This window comes from Pseudogulbenkiania sp. FW507-F1, assembly GCF_058781125.1.
In genome coordinates, this window is the sequence record NZ_JBYSWM010000047.1 from 1 (window position 1) to 15632 (window position 15632).

The following is a 15632-nucleotide window of genomic DNA, read 5'->3' on the forward strand; positions in this document are numbered from 1 at the left end:
GGGTTGGGGCGAAACGAGGCGGAAGCCGCCAGGGGGCTGGCGGCGGCGCCCGGGCTCGGGATCGCCGAGACCGGGTGCGAGGCGCTTACAGCCAGAAGTCGCTGCGCGTGCGGTGCGCTTCGACCAGGCGCTGGAACACCTTGGGGTCCTTGGTGTAGGTCAGTTCGCCTTCCTGGGGCTGGTACAGGTCCAGCAGGCGCGAGGTCCAGAAACGCAGCGCGGCGGCGCGCAGCATCACCGGCCAGCCGCGCTTTTCCTCGGCCTCGAACGGGCGGATCGACTGGTAGCCGGCCAAGAGCGTGCGCGCCAGCTCGTCGTCGATCTCGCCGTCGGGACGGCGTGCCCAGTCGTTGACGGCGATTGCCACGTCGTACAGCAGCACGTCGTTGCAGGCGTAGTAGAAGTCGATGAAGCCGGCGATGGCGTCGCCGTTCATCAGCACGTTGTCCTTGAACAGGTCGGCGTGGACCACCCCGGTGGGCAGGTGGTCGAAGCGGTGGCTGTCCTGGAAGTGCACCTCGGCGCGCAGGCTGGCGGCGTCGGCCTCGTCCATGAAGGGGTAGACCGTGGCCGCGGTCTGGCTCCACCAGCGCGGGCCGCGCGGGTTGTGCATCTTGCGCGGGAAGGTGGCGCCGGCCAGGTGCAGCTGCGCCAGCATCTCGCCCACGGCGCGGCACTGCGCCGCGTTCGGTGCCTCCACGTCGCTGCCGGGCAGGCAGGTCACCAGGCAGGCCGGCTTGCCGGCCAGCAGCGAGGCGAAGTTGTCGGTGTGGTCGGCGATCGGCGCCGGGCAGGCCACGCCGTGGCGTGCCAGGTGGCTCATCAGTTCGAGGTAGTAGGGCAGCTCGTCGAGCTTCAGCACCTCGAAGATGGTCAGCACGTAGCGGCCGTGCGTGGTGGTGACGAAGTAGTTGGTGTTGGTGATGCCGGCGGCGATGCCCTTGAGCTCGACCAGCTCGCCCAGCGCGTAGCGCTCGAGCCATTGTGCCAGGGTGTCGTTGTCGACGGTGGTGTAAACCGACATGCCGCCCCCGTCAGAATCGGAACAGGACCCAGCGCGGGATCACCAGGCGCTGGTTCGAGTCGATCTGTCTCATGCTGCCGTTACCTTCCTCGTCCATCAGGTAGTACGGCACGCCATGGGCGGGGGTGACCTTGATCATGTAGAGCTGACCGTTGATGCGGTATTCCTCGATCTTGTCGCTGCCCTTCTGGATGATACGGACTTCGGGTTCCACGGCGGCGTTGGCGTCCGTCGCCACGGTGGGCGGAGGCGGGACCACCGCCTTGGCGGGGGGCGTGTCTGCCAGGGCCGGGACGGCCACGAGCAGGAGGAGGGGGAGCAGGCGGCGCATGGCGGCGTTCCTTGAGTTCATGAAGATTACAGATTGAGCAATTGTTCGCGTTCTTCCGGCAATGCCTCGAAGCCACGCGTCTCGTAGTGCTTGAAGATGGCCTCGACGATCTGTTGCGGATCGTCGATCAGCTTCAGGAGGTCGAGGTCGTTGGGGTTGATCAGCTGGTCGCCGACCAGTCGCTCCTTCACCCAGTCGAGCAGGCCTTTCCAGAACTCGGTGCCGCACAGGATGATCGGAATCTTGCGGCTCTTGCCGGTCTGGATCAGCGTCAGCGCCTCGAACATCTCGTCCAGCGTGCCGAAGCCGCCCGGCATCACCACGTAGGCGATGGCATGCTTGACGAACATCACCTTGCGCGGGAAGAAGTGGTTGAACTTGATCGACAGGTCCTGGTATTCGTTCGGCTTCTGCTCGTGCGGCAGCACGATGTTGAGCGCCACCGACGGGCTGCGGCCGTAGAAGGCGCCCTTGCTGGCGGCTTCCATGATGCCCGGGCCGCCGCCGGAAATGACCGAAAAGCCCGAATCCGACAAACGACGGGCGATTTCCTCGGCCAGCTTATAATAGGTGTGGTCTCGCGGGGTGCGGGCGCTGCCGAAGATGCTGACGGCGGGCTGGATCCCCTGCAATTCTTCCGCCGATTCGACGAATTCGGCCAGAATCTTCATCACGTGCCACGCTTCGCGCGAACGGAAACGCTGCATCGCGGCGTGACGGTCGCTCGTCTGCGGCAATTTATCGGACAAGCTCATAATTATTCGCCTTCTATGAAAACGTTATTATTGATCGACGGCTCTTCTTATCTGTATCGCGCTTTTCACGCCATGCCCGATTTACGTTCTCCGGAAGGTCAACCGACGGGAGCGATCTACGGCATGGTCAACATGCTGCGTCGCCTGGAGAAGGAGGTCCGGTTCGATTATAGCGCCTGCGTTTTTGACGCAAAAGGCAAGACCTTCCGCGACGAGCTCTATCCCGACTACAAAGCCAACCGGCCGTCAATGCCGGAGGAGCTGGCCAGCCAGATTACGGCGGTGCACGACGTGGTGCAAGCGTCCGGCTGGCCGATCCTGGTGGTGGACGGCGTCGAGGCCGACGACGTGATCGGCACGCTGGCGCGCCAGGCGGAGGCGGCCGGTATGCAGGTGATCGTCTCCACCGGCGACAAGGACATCGCCCAGCTGGTGTCGCCGGTGGTGACGCTGGTCAACACCATGACCAACGAGACGCTGGACGAGGGCGGGGTGAAGGAGAAGTTCGGCGTGCCGCCGAACCTCATCATCGACTACCTGACGCTGATCGGCGACAAGGTCGACAACGTGCCGGGCGTCGACAAGTGCGGTCCCAAGACCGCGGTCAAATGGCTGGAACAGTACGGCTCGCTCGAGGCGGTGATGGCCAACGCGGCGAGCATCTCCGGCAAGGTCGGCGACAACCTGCGCGCCGCGCTCGACTGGCTGCCCAAGGGGCGCGAGCTGATCACCATCAAGTGCGACGTGCCGCTCGACGCCGAGATGCCGCAAGGCATGGCCACGCTGCTGCACCGCGAGCGCGACAAGCCGAAGCTGATCGAACTGTTCACCCGTTTCGGCTTCCGCAGCTGGCTGCGCGAGGTGAGCGACGCCAACGGCAGCGCCACGGCCGATGCCGCCGCTCCGGCCCCGGCTTCGGCCAACCCCGGCGTCAACGGCGAGCTGTTCGGCGCCGCCGAGGGCGACGAGGCGCCCGCCGCCGCCGTCGAGCGCCGTTACGAGACCATTCTCACCGCGGCGCAGCTCGACGCCTGGCTGGCCAAGCTGGAGACGGCGCCGGTGGTGTCGCTCGATACCGAAACCACCAGCCTTGACCAGATGGAAGCGCGCCTGGTGGGCATGAGCTTCTCGATCAAGGAAGGCGAGGCGGCCTACCTGCCGCTGGCGCACCATTACGCCGGCGTGCCCGACCAGCTCGACTTCGACGCCACGCTGGCCCGGCTCAAGCCGTGGCTGGAAAACCCGGCCAGGAAGAAACTCGGCCAGAACCTCAAGTACGACCGCCACGTGCTGGCCAACCACGGCATCGCGCTGGCTGGCGTGGCCGACGACACGCTACTGGCGTCGTACGTGATCGAGAGCCACCTTACTCACAATATGGACGACCTGGCGCGGCGCCATCTGAACGAGAGCACGGTGAGCTACGAGGACATCTGCGGCAAGGGCGCCAAGCAGATCGGTTTCGCCGAGGTCGACATCGCGGTGGCGTCCAACTACGCCGCCGAAGACGCCGACATCACGCTGCGTCTCAACCAGGCGCTGGCCGGCAAGCTGGAAGGCCGCCTGGCCAGCGTGTACCGCGACATCGAGCTGCCGGTAGCCGAGGTGCTGTTCGCCATGGAGCGCAACGGCGTGCTGATCGACCGCCAAAGGTTGGCCGAACAAAGCCACCAGCTCGGCAGCCAGATGCTGCAACTGGAGCAGGAGGCCTACCAGCAGGCCGGCCAGCCATTCAACCTCAACTCGCCCAAGCAGCTGCAGGAAATCCTGTTCGGCAAGCTCGGCATCGACACCAAGGGCGTCAAGAAGACGCCGTCCGGCGGCTTCTCCACCGACGAGTCGGTGCTGGAGCAGCTGGCGCTCGACCACCCGCTGCCCAAGCTGATCCTGCAATACCGGGGGCTGGCCAAGCTCAAGTCCACCTACACCGACAAGCTGCCGTCGCTGATCCGCCCGGATACCGGCCGCGTGCACACCAACTACGCGCAGGCGGTGGCGATCACCGGGCGCCTGGCGAGCTCCGACCCCAACCTGCAGAACATTCCGGTGCGCACCGCCGAGGGCCGGCGCGTGCGCGAAGCCTTCATCGCGCCGCCGGGCCACCGCATCGTCAGCGCCGACTATTCGCAGATCGAGCTCAGGATCATGGCGCACCTGTCGGACGACGCCAACATGCTGGCGGCCTTCGCCAGCGGCGAGGATATCCACAAGACCACCGCCGCCGAGGTGTTCGGCGTGACGCGCGAGCAGGTGACGTCGGAGCAGCGCCGCGCCGCCAAGGCGATCAACTTCGGCCTGATCTACGGCATGAGCGCCTTCGGCCTGGCCGCCCAGCTCGATATCGAGCGCAACGCGGCGCAGCAGTACATCGACCGCTACTTCATGCGCTTCCCCGGCGTGGCCGACTACATGCAGCGCACGCGCGAGGCGGCGCGCGAGCAGGGCTACGTCGAGACCGTGTTCGGGCGTCGGCTCTACCTGCCGGAGATCCGCGCCAGCAATCCGGGCCGGCGCAGCGGCGCCGAGCGCGCCGCGATCAACGCGCCGATGCAGGGCACCGCCGCCGACCTGATCAAGCTGGCGATGATCGCGGTGCAGCGCTGGCTGGTGGAGGAAGGACTGGCCAGCAAGCTGATCATGCAGGTGCACGACGAACTGGTGCTGGAAGTGCCGGAAGCCGAACTGGCGCGGGTCAAGGAGCGGCTGCCGCAGATCATGGCCGGCGTGGCCGAGCTCAAGGTGCCGCTGCTGGCCGAAGTGGGGGCCGGGGAGAGCTGGGAGGCGGCGCACTGAGCGCGTCCGCCGTCTGCCGACCGACAACAACCGCCTACGGGCGGTTTTTTCTTGCCCGCTCGACCCGGCCGGGGCGGTCAGCTAGCGCGCCCGCGTTGATCGCCTCCTGCCCTTCGGTCCCGGCAACGCGCGCGGCTTGGAAAAGCCCATCCATCATGATACTCTGATGAACTTATATGACAAAACTATAATTAAGCCGTATTCGCCATGATGTATGTCGCGTTTCGTCGAGGGGAGCGGGGCTTCACCCTGATCGAGATGATGGTGGTGATCTCGATCGCCGCCATCCTGCTGGCGCTGGCCGTGCCCGGCTTCAACGCCTTGCTGGCGGACTCTCGCATGGAAAGCCGCACCCAGGCGCTGCTCTCCAGCGTGCAGTTCGCCCGCAGCGAGGCCATCCGCAGCAACGCCAACGTCTACCTGTGCGCGCTCAACACCAAGAGCAACCTCGACGTGCAGGGCTGCCAGGGCAAGGCCAAGAAGGGCGACACCTCGTGGTCGGAAGGCGTGCTGCTGTACGCCGACCAGCCCGGCGGCAACCCCGGGCGCTACAACAGCGGCGAGCGCCGCCGCCACGTCATGTTCAGCGGCGCGCCGACGGTCAGCTCGGCGCTCGACCAGTTCATGCTGACCCCGGAAGGGCGCCTGCCCACCGGGGTCAGCCCGTTCTGGGTGGTGCGCGACGCCGCCTCGGGGCAATGCGCCAGCGTCACGGTGCTGGCCAACGGCCGGCCACGGTTGTGCAAGGGGGGCGATTGTGCCGGCTGCGCCTGAGAACCTGTCCACGATCTTGCTGCGCGCCCCTGATCGGGGCTCATGCGCGGCGCTGCGCGTGCAAATCTCCGATTTGCCCAGCCATGATCCTCATGTACTCCAGTACATTCCGGTTTCTGTGCTGCTCTTCACCCCGCTGAGGGGTGCTCGCGACAGATCGTGGGCAGGTTCTGCGTCCCGCCAGCGCGGCTTCTCGCTGCTGGAAGTGCTGATCGCCATGTTCGTGCTGCTGGTCGGCCTGCTGGCCTTGGCCGGGCTGCAGGCGCGCACCCTGAGCCAGACCCGCGATACCGAGATCCGCAGCCTGGTGGCGCTGCAGGCGGAAAGCCTGGCCGAGGCGATGCGTGCCAACCCGCTGCGCCAGCTCGATGCCAACGGCGCCACCGTGCTGTCCTGGGCGCACTACGTCGAGAGCGGTTACGCCAGCCACGACGCCAGCGCTCCCGCCAACAGCTGCCGCGATGCCGCCGGCTGCAGCCAGCAGAACCTCGCCGCGCTCGACCTGTGGACCTTCAAGTCCGGGCTGGCCAGCGGACTGGCCGCCGGCAACGCCGTCCAGGCGGCGGTCTGCCGCGGCAGCGCCGCCCCGAGCCAAGACGATCCGGGCTGCAGCGGCAGCGGTCCCCTGTCGATCCGCGTGGTGTGGTCGTCCCGTCTCGACGGCAAGAGCCGCCAGGCGCTGGTCGACAGCGGCCAGCGTGCCGCCACGGCGTCCTCCCCCCTCGCTGAAAACCGCTATGTCCTCGTGTTCGAGCCTTGACGTGCGCCAGCGCGGCATCACCCTGATCGAGCTGATGATCGCCGTCGCCATCGGCTCGATCATCGTCGCCGTGGTGTTCGGCAGTTTCGTCTCGACGCGCCAGAGCCTGCGCTCCGCCGAGCAGCGCATCGCACGCCAGCAGGACGCCCGCTCGGCGTTGCAGCTGCTGGCGCGCGACCTGCGCATGGCCGGCAACTTCGGCTGCGCCGCGCTGGGCGAGCGCGGCGACGACTGGCAGGTGGTGAACCGCGGCGGGGCGAGCGCCTGGCAGCAGGTCGACCAGGACAGCAACGGCCTGCGCGGCCTCGCCAAGGCCAGCACCGCCGCCAGCGCCTGGCTCGGCGGCCTGACCGCGGACAGCGACCTGCTGATCGTCCAGTACGGCCAGGGCGCGTTCCCGCTCAGTACCCGCACCGTCAACGCCGCGGGCGACGCCGTCACCGGCCTCACCTTCCAGCCGCCCGAGCAGGGCGACTGGGCCAACTGGACCCGGCTGGCGCTGGCCAGCTGCTCACAGATCGACGTGTTGGCCAGCGGCAGCGGCATGACCCTGGGCAAGAGCGAGACGGCGCAGACGCTGACGCTGGACGAGGCCCATGCGCTGCCGCTCAGGACGGCCAGCCGCGCCACCGGTCATCAGCTGGGTTCGCTGGAAGTGATGGCGCTGGTGTCGCGCGCCTATTTCGTCGCCGAGGTGAACGGGGAAAAGCAGCTGCTGCGCCGCGAGATGCTGGCCGACGGCAGCCTGGGCGCCGCCACGCTGGTGGCGGACGGGGTGGCCTCGCTCGAGGTGGACTACGGCGTGCTGGACGATTGCGACGCCGACTCGACGCCGCGGCTGCATTACGCCGCCGCCGGCGAGGTGGCCGACTGGCGGCAGGTCGGCACGGTGCGCCTGACGCTGACGCTGCAGCAGGCTTCGGCGCTGCCGGCGGGGCAGAAGGTGAGCGTGGCCTACCCGCTGACGGTGGCCTTGCGGGGAGGGGTGCAATGCGCACAACGTCCGCTGCAGGGCTGAGGCAGCGCGGCAGTGCCCTGATCGTGGCGCTGATGGTGCTGCTCATGATGACCCTGGTGGTGCTGGCGTCGTCGCGCCTGATCGTCGACGAGCAGCGCATCGGCAGCAACCAGAGCGACCGCCAGGCCACCTTCCAGCTCGCCGAGCTGGCGTTGAAGGCGGCCGAGGCGCGGGTGGCGGAGATGGATCAGGCGCTCGACGTGGCGGGCAAGAGCGACGACGCCTTGTTCGGCGCCGGCGGCGTGTTCAGCGCCAGCTGCCGCAACGACGCCAACCCGGCCGGCTGGCAGAGCGGGCTGTGCGCCACCAGCGCGCAGGTGGGCGGCGGTGCGCTCCAGCCCTGGGAGCGCACCGTCAGCGTCGGCAAGCAGAGCGTGCCCGCGCTGCACCCCTGCGGCAACGCGCTGGAATACGCCTTCAAGAGCGGCGCGGTGCAGAACCGCTGCCCCGACGTGGTGGCGCTGGACGGGGTGTGGGCCAACCCGCGCTACCTGATCGAGCTGGTCGACCGGAACTACCAGGACAGCGACGGCGGCGGACGGCTCTACCGTCTCACCGTGCGCGCCTGGGGCAAGAACGCCAACAGCGTGGTGACGCTGCAAAGCTATTACGTGGTGCCGTGATGCGTTTCCTCCCTCTCAGCCTACCCCTTCTAGCCACGCTCTTGCCGTTGGCGGCGGCCGGCAGTGCAGCCAGCAGCAGTTGCAGCCTGCCTGCCGACAGCAATCCCTATCCGAGCGCACCGTTGCAGCTGTCGGTCAAGGTCACGCCCAATATCCTGCTGTTCTTCGACAACTCGGGCAGCATGGCCTGGGACGTGTACGGCAATACCGGTCAGAAGCGCGAGAGGTATTGCAACTGGCGCGGCTGCTGGTACAGCGACGTGCTCGACCCGCTGCAGGGCGAGACGCGGCTGTCGATCGCCAAGGACGTCACCAAGAGCATGATCGATGCCTATCCCGACATGCGCTGGGGCTTGTTCTCGTTCGATCCGTCCAGCAGCAAGGACGACGTCAACGACCGTGTGGACTTGCGCTACAACCGGGCGGGGCGGCTGGTGGCGGAGGTCGGTGGCGGCCAGGACCATCTCGACCGGGTCAAGAGCGCCATCGACAGCCTCGGCGCCGACACCAACACGCCGCTGGCCGAGGCCTACAACGAGATGACGCGCTATTACCGCGGCATGAGCTCGGCCTATTACAAGCCGGTCAATCCGGCGTCGGGCAGCCGCGGTTCCGGCCGCTACGCCAGCCCGGTGCAGTACCGCTGCCAGGCCAACTTCGTCCTGATGATGACCGACGGCGAGCCGACCGAGGACAACGAATTTCCGCTGGCGGGTGACCCGCTTTACAGCAGTCTCTCCCCCGGCAAGGACAATCCCCTGCCGTCCTTCGCCGGGCGCGCCGCTGCCGGCGACCTGTTCACCTCCGGCAGCGACGGCGAGGGCCAGGGCTGGGACGCCGAGCCGTTCGCACGGCAGTCGATCAAGACCTACACCATCGGCTTCACCGTCGATAACACCCTGCTGCAGAAAACGGCCATGCAGGGCGGGGGGCGCTACTTCACCGCCAGCAACCGGGAGCAGCTCAAGGCCAGCTTCACCTCGGCGATGGACGACATCTACCGCCAGAACTCGACTTCGACGCCGCCGGTCAGCGGCGAGCGCCAGACCAGCGCGCTGCTGCATACCACCTACGACACCCGCAGCTGGACCTCGCGCCTGCTGAGCTACCCGGTCGACGCCAAGGGCAGGCCGGACTTCAGCCGGCCGAGTGAGGCGCTGCTGCCGGACTGGGACAAGCGCACCGTCTATACCCGCTACTACGACAACCGCAGCAACAACTGGGTGTGCAACAAGAACGGTAGCAACAAGGCCTTCGACAGCAACGTCGTGGCGCAGCCGTTCAAGCCCGGCATGGCCGACAACGACAAGCTCACCTTCGGCAGCCAGCCCAACGACGTGATCCACTTCGTGCTGGGCCACGCCATGCCGGGGCAGCGCTTCGATAAGCGCACCACGCCCTGGCTCGGCGACGTCATCGACTCGCCGCTGACCACGTTCGCGGCCAAGTACGCCCAGCTGGTGGCGGTGGGCGGCAACGACGGCATGCTGCACGTGTTCCGCAAGGCGACGGGCGAGAGCGCCTACCAGGAGGTGCTGGGCTACGTGCCGTTCGAGGTGCTGACCCGGCTCGTCGATCTCACCGACCCCGACTACGGTTCCGCGGCCAAGCCGCACCGCTACTACGTCAACGGCGCGAGCGTGGCACAGACCCTGGACAACGGCCGCACCTACCTGGTGGGCGCGTTGGCGCAGGGTGGCAAGGCGCTGTTTTCGCTCGATGTCAGCTCGCTGATGTCGGCCAGCGGCAAGGCGGCCGCGCCGGCCGAGGTGGTGCGCTGGGAAGCCGGCGCGGCGAGCGGCGCGAGCGCGCTCGGCTACGTCTTCGGCCAACCGGTGATCGCCAAGGTGCGCCATCCGGCGAGCGGCGCCAGCGTGTGGGCGGCGATCACCGGCAATGGCTACGACAGCGCCAGCGGCCAGGCCGCGCTGCTGGTGTTCGAACTGGACAGCGGCACCCTGCTGGGCGAGATCAAGGTCGGCCGCGCCGGCGGCAACGGCCTGTCCGGGCCGGCGGTGCTGGACTTCGACGGCGACAAGGTGGCCGATGCGGTCTACGCCGGCGACCTCAAGGGCAATGTCTGGCGCTTCGACCTGCGCGGCGACTGGGCGGCGCCGGCCAGCCCGTTCTGGCAGGGCGACGCCAGCCAGCCGGTCACCGCCACGCCGGCGTTGTACCGGCGCCCGGGCGGCGACGGCTACATGGTGCTGTTCGGCAGCGGCCAGCTGCTGTACGACAGCGACCGCCGCTCCACCACCGGCCAGAGCGTGTACGGGCTGTGGGACACGCCGCAAAGCGGCAAGTATTACCAGTACAGCGACCGCGAGGGCGCCGGCGGGCGCGGGTTGATCGTGCGCCAGAGCCTCGATGGCGAAGTCGGCAGCACGGTGAAGATGCCCGATGGCAGCCTGCACGACTACACCGTGCGCCGCACCACCAGCCATCCGGTCGCCATCGGCGAGAAGGCGGCCGGCGGCTGGTACCTGGACCTGGCGGCCACCAGCGGCGAGCGCCTGCTGCACGCCCCGCTGCTGGTCGGCGAGCGGCTCTACTTCACCACGCAGATTCCCTTCGTGGCGAACCTGCAGTGTTCGGTCGGCGGCGACGGCTGGCTGATGTCGTTGGACCCGCTCTCCGGGGCGGCGCCGGCCAAGACCGCGTTCGACCTGAACGGCGACGACAAGGGCACGATCGCCGACTGGGCCGTGTTCGAAACGGGCAAGGCGGCGCAGATCCCCAGCGGCGTGCGTTCCGAAGTCGGCATGCCGTCGGCGCTGCGGCTCTACGTCAGTGTCGCCAGCAACTATCAATGGCAGAGTTATGCCGACCAGAATGGCCAGATCACCAACCGCGACAACGCCAGCATCGCCAAGGCCGGCAAGGGGCTGCGGCTGGCGTTCGGCGGCAGCAACGACGGGACGCCGGCGGGGGTGGGCATTCCCGGCGACGCCAGCAAACAAGGCAGGCGCATCGCCTGGAGGGAGATATTCTGATGCGGTACAAGGTTGGCCGAAGCCGGGGCTTCACCCTGATCGAACTGCTGATCGCGCTGGCGGTGGTCGGCATCCTGGCGTCGCTGGCGCTGCCCTCGTACCGCGAGCACGTGATCCGCGCGCGCCAGAGCGAGGCGCGCGCCGCACTGCTCGACAATGCCCACTTCCTCGAGCGCTGGTACAGCGAGAAGGGCACCTTCAAGCAGTCGTCCACCGCCTGGCCCACCCTGCCGGTGACCGCCACCGAGTTCTACGACATCGCCTTCGCCAGCACCGCCAAGAACACCGACGACGGCGAGTACCAGCTGGAGGCCTCGCCCAAGGCGGGCAAGGACTGGGTCGGCGGCACCCTGACGCTGGACCAGGACGGCAACATCAAGCTGTGCCAGACCGGGAAGGACGGCAAGGAAAGCTGCACCTTGTAGCGCGCCGTTGGGCGGCTTCGGCCAACCTTTGGACGACAAAAAACCCGGCGTGGGTCACGCCGGGTGTTGACGTTGAGCAGACGGCTCAGTGCGCGCCGCCGTCGCCACCGGAGTGCCCGAACGGCGGTTTGGCGAACCAGATCAGCCCGAGCAGCAGCACGAACAGGCAACCCGCGCCCCAGAACACCTCGTTGGACGCCAGCACATAGCCCTGTATGGTGATCTCGCGTGCCGTCAGCGCCGCCTGCTGGCCGGCCGACAGCCCGGCCTGGCCCAGCAGCCCGAACCACTGCTGCGCGACGCTGCCGCCGCTGTCGATGGCGGCGGTGAGCTGGGTGTGGTGGACCGCCTCGCGCGTATCCCACAGCGTGGTGCTGACCGAGGCGCCGATGCTGCCGGCCAGGATGCGCAGGAAGTTCGACAGGCTGGAGGCGCTCGCCACGCGGTTGGGGGCCACGCGCGACAGCGTGATGGTGGTCAGCGGCATGAAGAAGCAGGCCAGCCCGATGCCCTGCACGAACTGCGGCCAGATCACGTAGGCCAGGTCCATCTGCGGCGAGAAATGGGTGCGCCAGAAGAAGCACAGCGCGAACACGCTGAGGCTCACCGTCACCAGCCAGCGCATGTCGAGGCGGTGCGCGTTCTTGCCGATGATCGGGGAGAGCAGCACCGGCAGGATGCCGACCGGCGCCGAGGCGATGCCGGCCCAGGTCGCGGTGTAGCCCAGCTGGGTTTGCAGCATCAAGGGCAGCAGCACCACGCCGCCGAAGTACATCATGTAGCCCAGGCTGATGCAGATCACGCCGACGGTGAAGTTGCGGATGCGGAACAGCGACAGGTCGATGATCGGGTGCTCCTCGCCCAGTTCCCAGATCACCAGGTAGGTCAGCGCCACCACCGCGACGATGGCCATCATCACCACCTCGCTGGAGTGGAACCAGTCGAGCTCCTTGCCCTTGTCCAGCATCAGCTGCAGCGCGCCGACGCCCAGCACCAGCAGCGTCAGGCCGACGCGGTCGATCGGCAACGCCTTGATCTCGCTCTCGCGTCCTTGCAGCTCGCGCCGCGCCACGGCGGCGGCGAACAGACCGACCGGGATGTTGATGAAGAAGATCCAGGCCCAGTGCCAGTTGTCGCTGATCCAGCCGCCCAACAGCGGGCCGAAGATCGGCGCCACGATCACCGTCATCGCCCACAGCGCCAGCGCCATGCCCTTCTTCTCGGGCGGATAGCAGGCCAACAGCAGGCTCTGCGACAGCGGGATCAGCGGCCCGGCCACCGCGCCTTGCAGGATGCGGAAGGCGATCAGCAGCGGCAGGTTCGGCGCCAGCCCGCATAGCCACGAGGCCAGCACGAACAGCACGGTCGAGGCGACGAACAGCCGCACCTCGCCGACGCGCTTGGCGAGCCAGCCGGTGAGCGGCACGGCGATGGCGTTGGCGACGCCGAACGAGGTGATCACCCAGGTGCCCTGGCTGGTGGCGGCGCCGAGGTTGCCGGCGATGGTCGGCAGCGCCACGTTGGCGATGGTGGTGTCGAGCACCTGCATGAAGGTGGCCAGCGACAGCGCCAGCGTGATCCATACCAGGCGCGCGCCGGTGAGCGGAGGAGGCGTCATGGCGGGCGCTCCGGCTTAGTGGCTGGCGCCGGCGTTGGCGGCGAGCAGCTGCGCCACCAGCGCGTCGGCCTGCGCCAGGTCCGGGGTCAGGGCGCGCGTGACCTGGGCCGGCGCACTACGCGGCGCCTCGGCCAGAGTGGGGCCGTCCTGCTTGCGGGTCTGCACCTCGACCTGCATCGACAGCCCGACGCGCAGCGGGTGCGTCTTCAGCTCGGCGGCGTCGAGCTCGATGCGCACCGGCACGCGCTGCACCACCTTGATCCAGTTGCCGGTGGCGTTCTGCGCCGGCAGCAGCGAGAAGGCGCTGCCGGTGCCGGCGGCCAGCCCGGCCACCTTGCCGTGATAGGTGACGTCGCCGCCGTACATGTCGGCGTGCAGTTCCACCGGCTGGCCGAGGCGGATGGTGTGCAGCTGGCTTTCCTTGAAGTTGGCGTCCACCCACACCTTGTCGAGCGGCACGATCGCCAGCATCGGGCTGCCGGCGCTGACGCGCTGGCCGACCTGCACGCTGCGGCGCGCCACATAGCCGGCCAGCGGGGCGCGCACCTCGGTGCGCTGGAGCGCGAGCCAGGCTTCCTTGAGGCGGGTGGCGGCGCGCGCCACCGCCGGCTTGCTGGCCAGCGTTTCCTGGCCGAGCAGGGCCTGGGTGCTGGCGGCCTGTTCCTGCGCCACCGCCAAGGCGGCGCGCGCGGTTGCCACGGCGTCGCGCGCGTGCGCCAGCTCCTCGGCCGATAGCGCCTCGCTGCCCGCCAGCTGCTGGCGCCGTTTCAGGTCGTCTTCGGCGCGCGCCAGCTCGCTCTGGCGCAGGCTGACCTGGGCGCTTTGCTGGCGCTCGCTGCCGATCAGCTGGCGTGTTTCGCGCACCGCCTGCACGAACTCGTTGCGCGCCCGTTCGAACGCCAGGCGGGCGTCGTTGGCTTCCAGCGTCACCACGGTCTGGCCGGCGTTGACGCGGTCGGTGTCGTCGGCGGCGATGCTGACCACAGTGCCGGCGATCTCCGGCGTGAGCTGGATCAGGTGGCCGTTGACGTAGGCGTCGTCGGTGCCTTCCTGGTAGCGCAGCACGGTGGCCCAGTAGGCGCCGTAACCGATGGCGGCGATGGCGAACACCAGGCTGGCCAGGATCAGGCCGCGCTGGCGCGAAGAGTTTTTGGCGGGTTTTTCCATGGGGTGTTCCTCAGGGCTGCGCCGGGGCCAGCAGGCCGCCGCCCAGCACGGTATTCAGGTTGACGAAGGCGAGCTGGCCGGCGGCCTGGCTGTCGAGGCGGGCGGCGCGCTGCACCAGCTCCGCATCCTGCGTGCCGAGCAGGTCCAGCTTGTTGCTGAGGCCGGCGCGCAGCCGTGCCACGCCGGCGTCGCTGGCGCGGCGGGCGCTGTCTTCGGCCTGGCGCGCGTCGGCCAGCTGCTGGCGCGCCTGGTCGCGGCCGGACAACGCGTCGGCGGCCTGGCGCAGGGCGTCGAGCACGGTCTGGTTGTAGCTCTCCACCGCCTCGTCGTAGCGCGCCTGTTCGCGGCTCAGGTTGGCGCGCAGCGCGCCGCTGTGGAAGATCGGCAGGGTGACCGCCGGGGCGATGCCGAGCATGCGCGATTCGCTTTGCAGCAACTGGCCGATGTCGAGCGACGACAGGCCGATGAAGGCACTCAGCTGCACGTTGGGGTAGAACGCGGCACGCGCCGCCTTGACGCTGTGCGACGCCGCCTCCAGTCGTTCGCGCTGCGCCACCACATCGGGGCGCTGGCCCAGCAGGGCGGCGGTGAGCGCTGCCTCGTCGAGGTCCGGCGTGGTGCCGAGCGGGGCCGGGCTCAGGGCGTCGAGCGCGTTCGGCGCCTGGCCGGTGAGCGCCGCCAGGGCATGGCGGGCGCGCGCTGCATCGCCTTGCTGGGCGCTCAGCTGCTGTTTCAGCTGCGCTTGCAGCACTTCCAGCGGGCGCAGGACATCGGCGCTGAGCAGGCCGGCGCTGACGCGGGCGCGCAGCAGTTGCAGGCGACTGTCGGCCAGCTTGAGGCGGGTGGTAGTGAGCTGCTGCTGCGCCAGGGCGCGCTGCAGCACGGTGTACTGGCTGGCCACGGCCTGGGTCAGCAGCAGTTCGGCCTGGCGGGCGTCGAGCGCCTGGGCGCGCTGCTGCCCCAGCGCGGCGTCCAGTTCGGCGCGGTGCTTGCCCCACAGGTCGAGCTCCCAGCCGCCGTCGAGCGAGATCGCGTACAGCGTCTGGTAGCTGCCGCCGATCGGCGGCGGCAACAGGCCGTTGGCGGAATAGCGTTCGCGGTCGAGGCTGGCGTTGGCGTCGAGTTGCGGGCCGCGCCGGCTGTCGGCCAGCCCGCTCAGCGCGGCGGCTTCGCGCACGCGGGCGGCGGCCAGTTTCAGCGACGGTGCTTGCCGGCGCGCGCTGGCGATGAGCTGGTCGAGTGCCGGGTCGCCCAGCGCCTGCCACCAGTTGTCGTGCACGGTGTCCGCCTTGGCGGCCGGCAGCGCCAGGCGCTCGGCGTTGAGCGGGGTGGCGGGGGCGGCGCTCGGGGC

The 15632-nt window shown here is 68.7% G+C and carries 13 protein-coding genes; 7 read left to right on the plus strand and 6 right to left on the minus strand.

Translation table 11 applies throughout. From position 1 onward, the window contains the following. Window positions 1–85: 85 nt before the first annotated feature. The 3 genes from AC3WG5_RS18640 to AC3WG5_RS18650 are packed head-to-tail and all read right to left on the minus strand — an operon-like array spanning window position 86 to window position 2110. A complete protein-coding gene (locus AC3WG5_RS18640) occupies window positions 86–1024 on the minus strand; it encodes a homoserine kinase (RefSeq protein WP_492570192.1) in 939 nt (312 codons plus the stop codon). 10 nt (window positions 1025–1034) lie between these two features. Beyond that, a complete protein-coding gene (locus AC3WG5_RS18645) occupies window positions 1035–1376 on the minus strand; it encodes a DUF2782 domain-containing protein (RefSeq protein ID WP_492570194.1) in 342 nt (113 codons plus the stop codon). Between the two features lie 5 nt (window positions 1377–1381). Further along, window positions 1382–2110: an LOG family protein gene (locus AC3WG5_RS18650; protein WP_008952207.1), complete on the minus strand. Its 729-nt coding sequence runs from the start codon at window positions 2108–2110 to the stop codon at window positions 1382–1384. A 15-nt stretch (window positions 2111–2125) separates the two neighbouring features. Here AC3WG5_RS18650 and polA point away from each other — a divergent pair, with 15 nt between their 5' ends. The 7 genes from polA to AC3WG5_RS18685 all read left to right on the plus strand — a co-directional run bounded on the left by polA (window position 2126) and on the right by AC3WG5_RS18685 (window position 11496). Continuing rightward, window positions 2126–4903, plus strand: coding sequence for a DNA polymerase I (polA, locus tag AC3WG5_RS18655; RefSeq protein WP_492570195.1), 2778 nt, complete (start codon window positions 2126–2128; stop codon window positions 4901–4903). Between the two features lie 207 nt (window positions 4904–5110). Then, window positions 5111–5677: a GspH/FimT family pseudopilin gene (locus tag AC3WG5_RS18660; RefSeq protein WP_492570196.1), complete on the plus strand. Its 567-nt coding sequence runs from the start codon at window positions 5111–5113 to the stop codon at window positions 5675–5677. A 118-nt stretch (window positions 5678–5795) separates the two neighbouring features. Then, window positions 5796–6437: a type IV pilus modification protein PilV gene (gene pilV, locus AC3WG5_RS18665; protein WP_492570198.1), complete on the plus strand. Its 642-nt coding sequence runs from the start codon at window positions 5796–5798 to the stop codon at window positions 6435–6437. After that, entirely contained in the window at window positions 6415–7455 is a 1041-nt protein-coding gene (locus AC3WG5_RS18670) for a PilW family protein (protein ID WP_492570200.1), read from the plus strand. Before pilV ends, AC3WG5_RS18670 begins: the two co-directional genes overlap by 23 nt. After that, on the plus strand, window positions 7428–8078 hold the full coding sequence (locus AC3WG5_RS18675) for a pilus assembly PilX family protein (protein WP_492570202.1): 651 nt from the start codon (window positions 7428–7430) through the stop codon (window positions 8076–8078). The genes AC3WG5_RS18670 and AC3WG5_RS18675 overlap by 28 nt, the downstream gene beginning before the upstream one ends. Beyond that, on the plus strand, window positions 8078–11071 hold the full coding sequence (locus tag AC3WG5_RS18680; protein WP_492570204.1) for a pilus assembly protein: 2994 nt from the start codon (window positions 8078–8080) through the stop codon (window positions 11069–11071). The genes AC3WG5_RS18675 and AC3WG5_RS18680 overlap by 1 nt, the downstream gene beginning before the upstream one ends. Continuing rightward, a complete protein-coding gene (locus AC3WG5_RS18685) occupies window positions 11071–11496 on the plus strand; it encodes a type IV pilin protein (protein ID WP_008952214.1) in 426 nt (141 codons plus the stop codon). Before AC3WG5_RS18680 ends, AC3WG5_RS18685 begins: the two co-directional genes overlap by 1 nt. Before the next feature lie 85 nt (window positions 11497–11581). Here the strand turns inward: AC3WG5_RS18685 and AC3WG5_RS18690 are convergent, their stop codons facing one another. The 3 genes from AC3WG5_RS18690 to AC3WG5_RS18700 form a co-directional block, all read right to left on the minus strand. Beyond that, a complete protein-coding gene (locus AC3WG5_RS18690; RefSeq protein ID WP_492570207.1) occupies window positions 11582–13114 on the minus strand; it encodes a DHA2 family efflux MFS transporter permease subunit in 1533 nt (510 codons plus the stop codon). A gap of 15 nt (window positions 13115–13129) precedes the next feature. Then, window positions 13130–14281, minus strand: coding sequence for an HlyD family secretion protein (locus AC3WG5_RS18695; protein ID WP_492570209.1), 1152 nt, complete (start codon window positions 14279–14281; stop codon window positions 13130–13132). A gap of 10 nt (window positions 14282–14291) precedes the next feature. Beyond that, the coding region (locus AC3WG5_RS18700) for an efflux transporter outer membrane subunit (protein WP_492570211.1) at window positions 14292–15632 on the minus strand (1341 nt) is incomplete at its 5' end.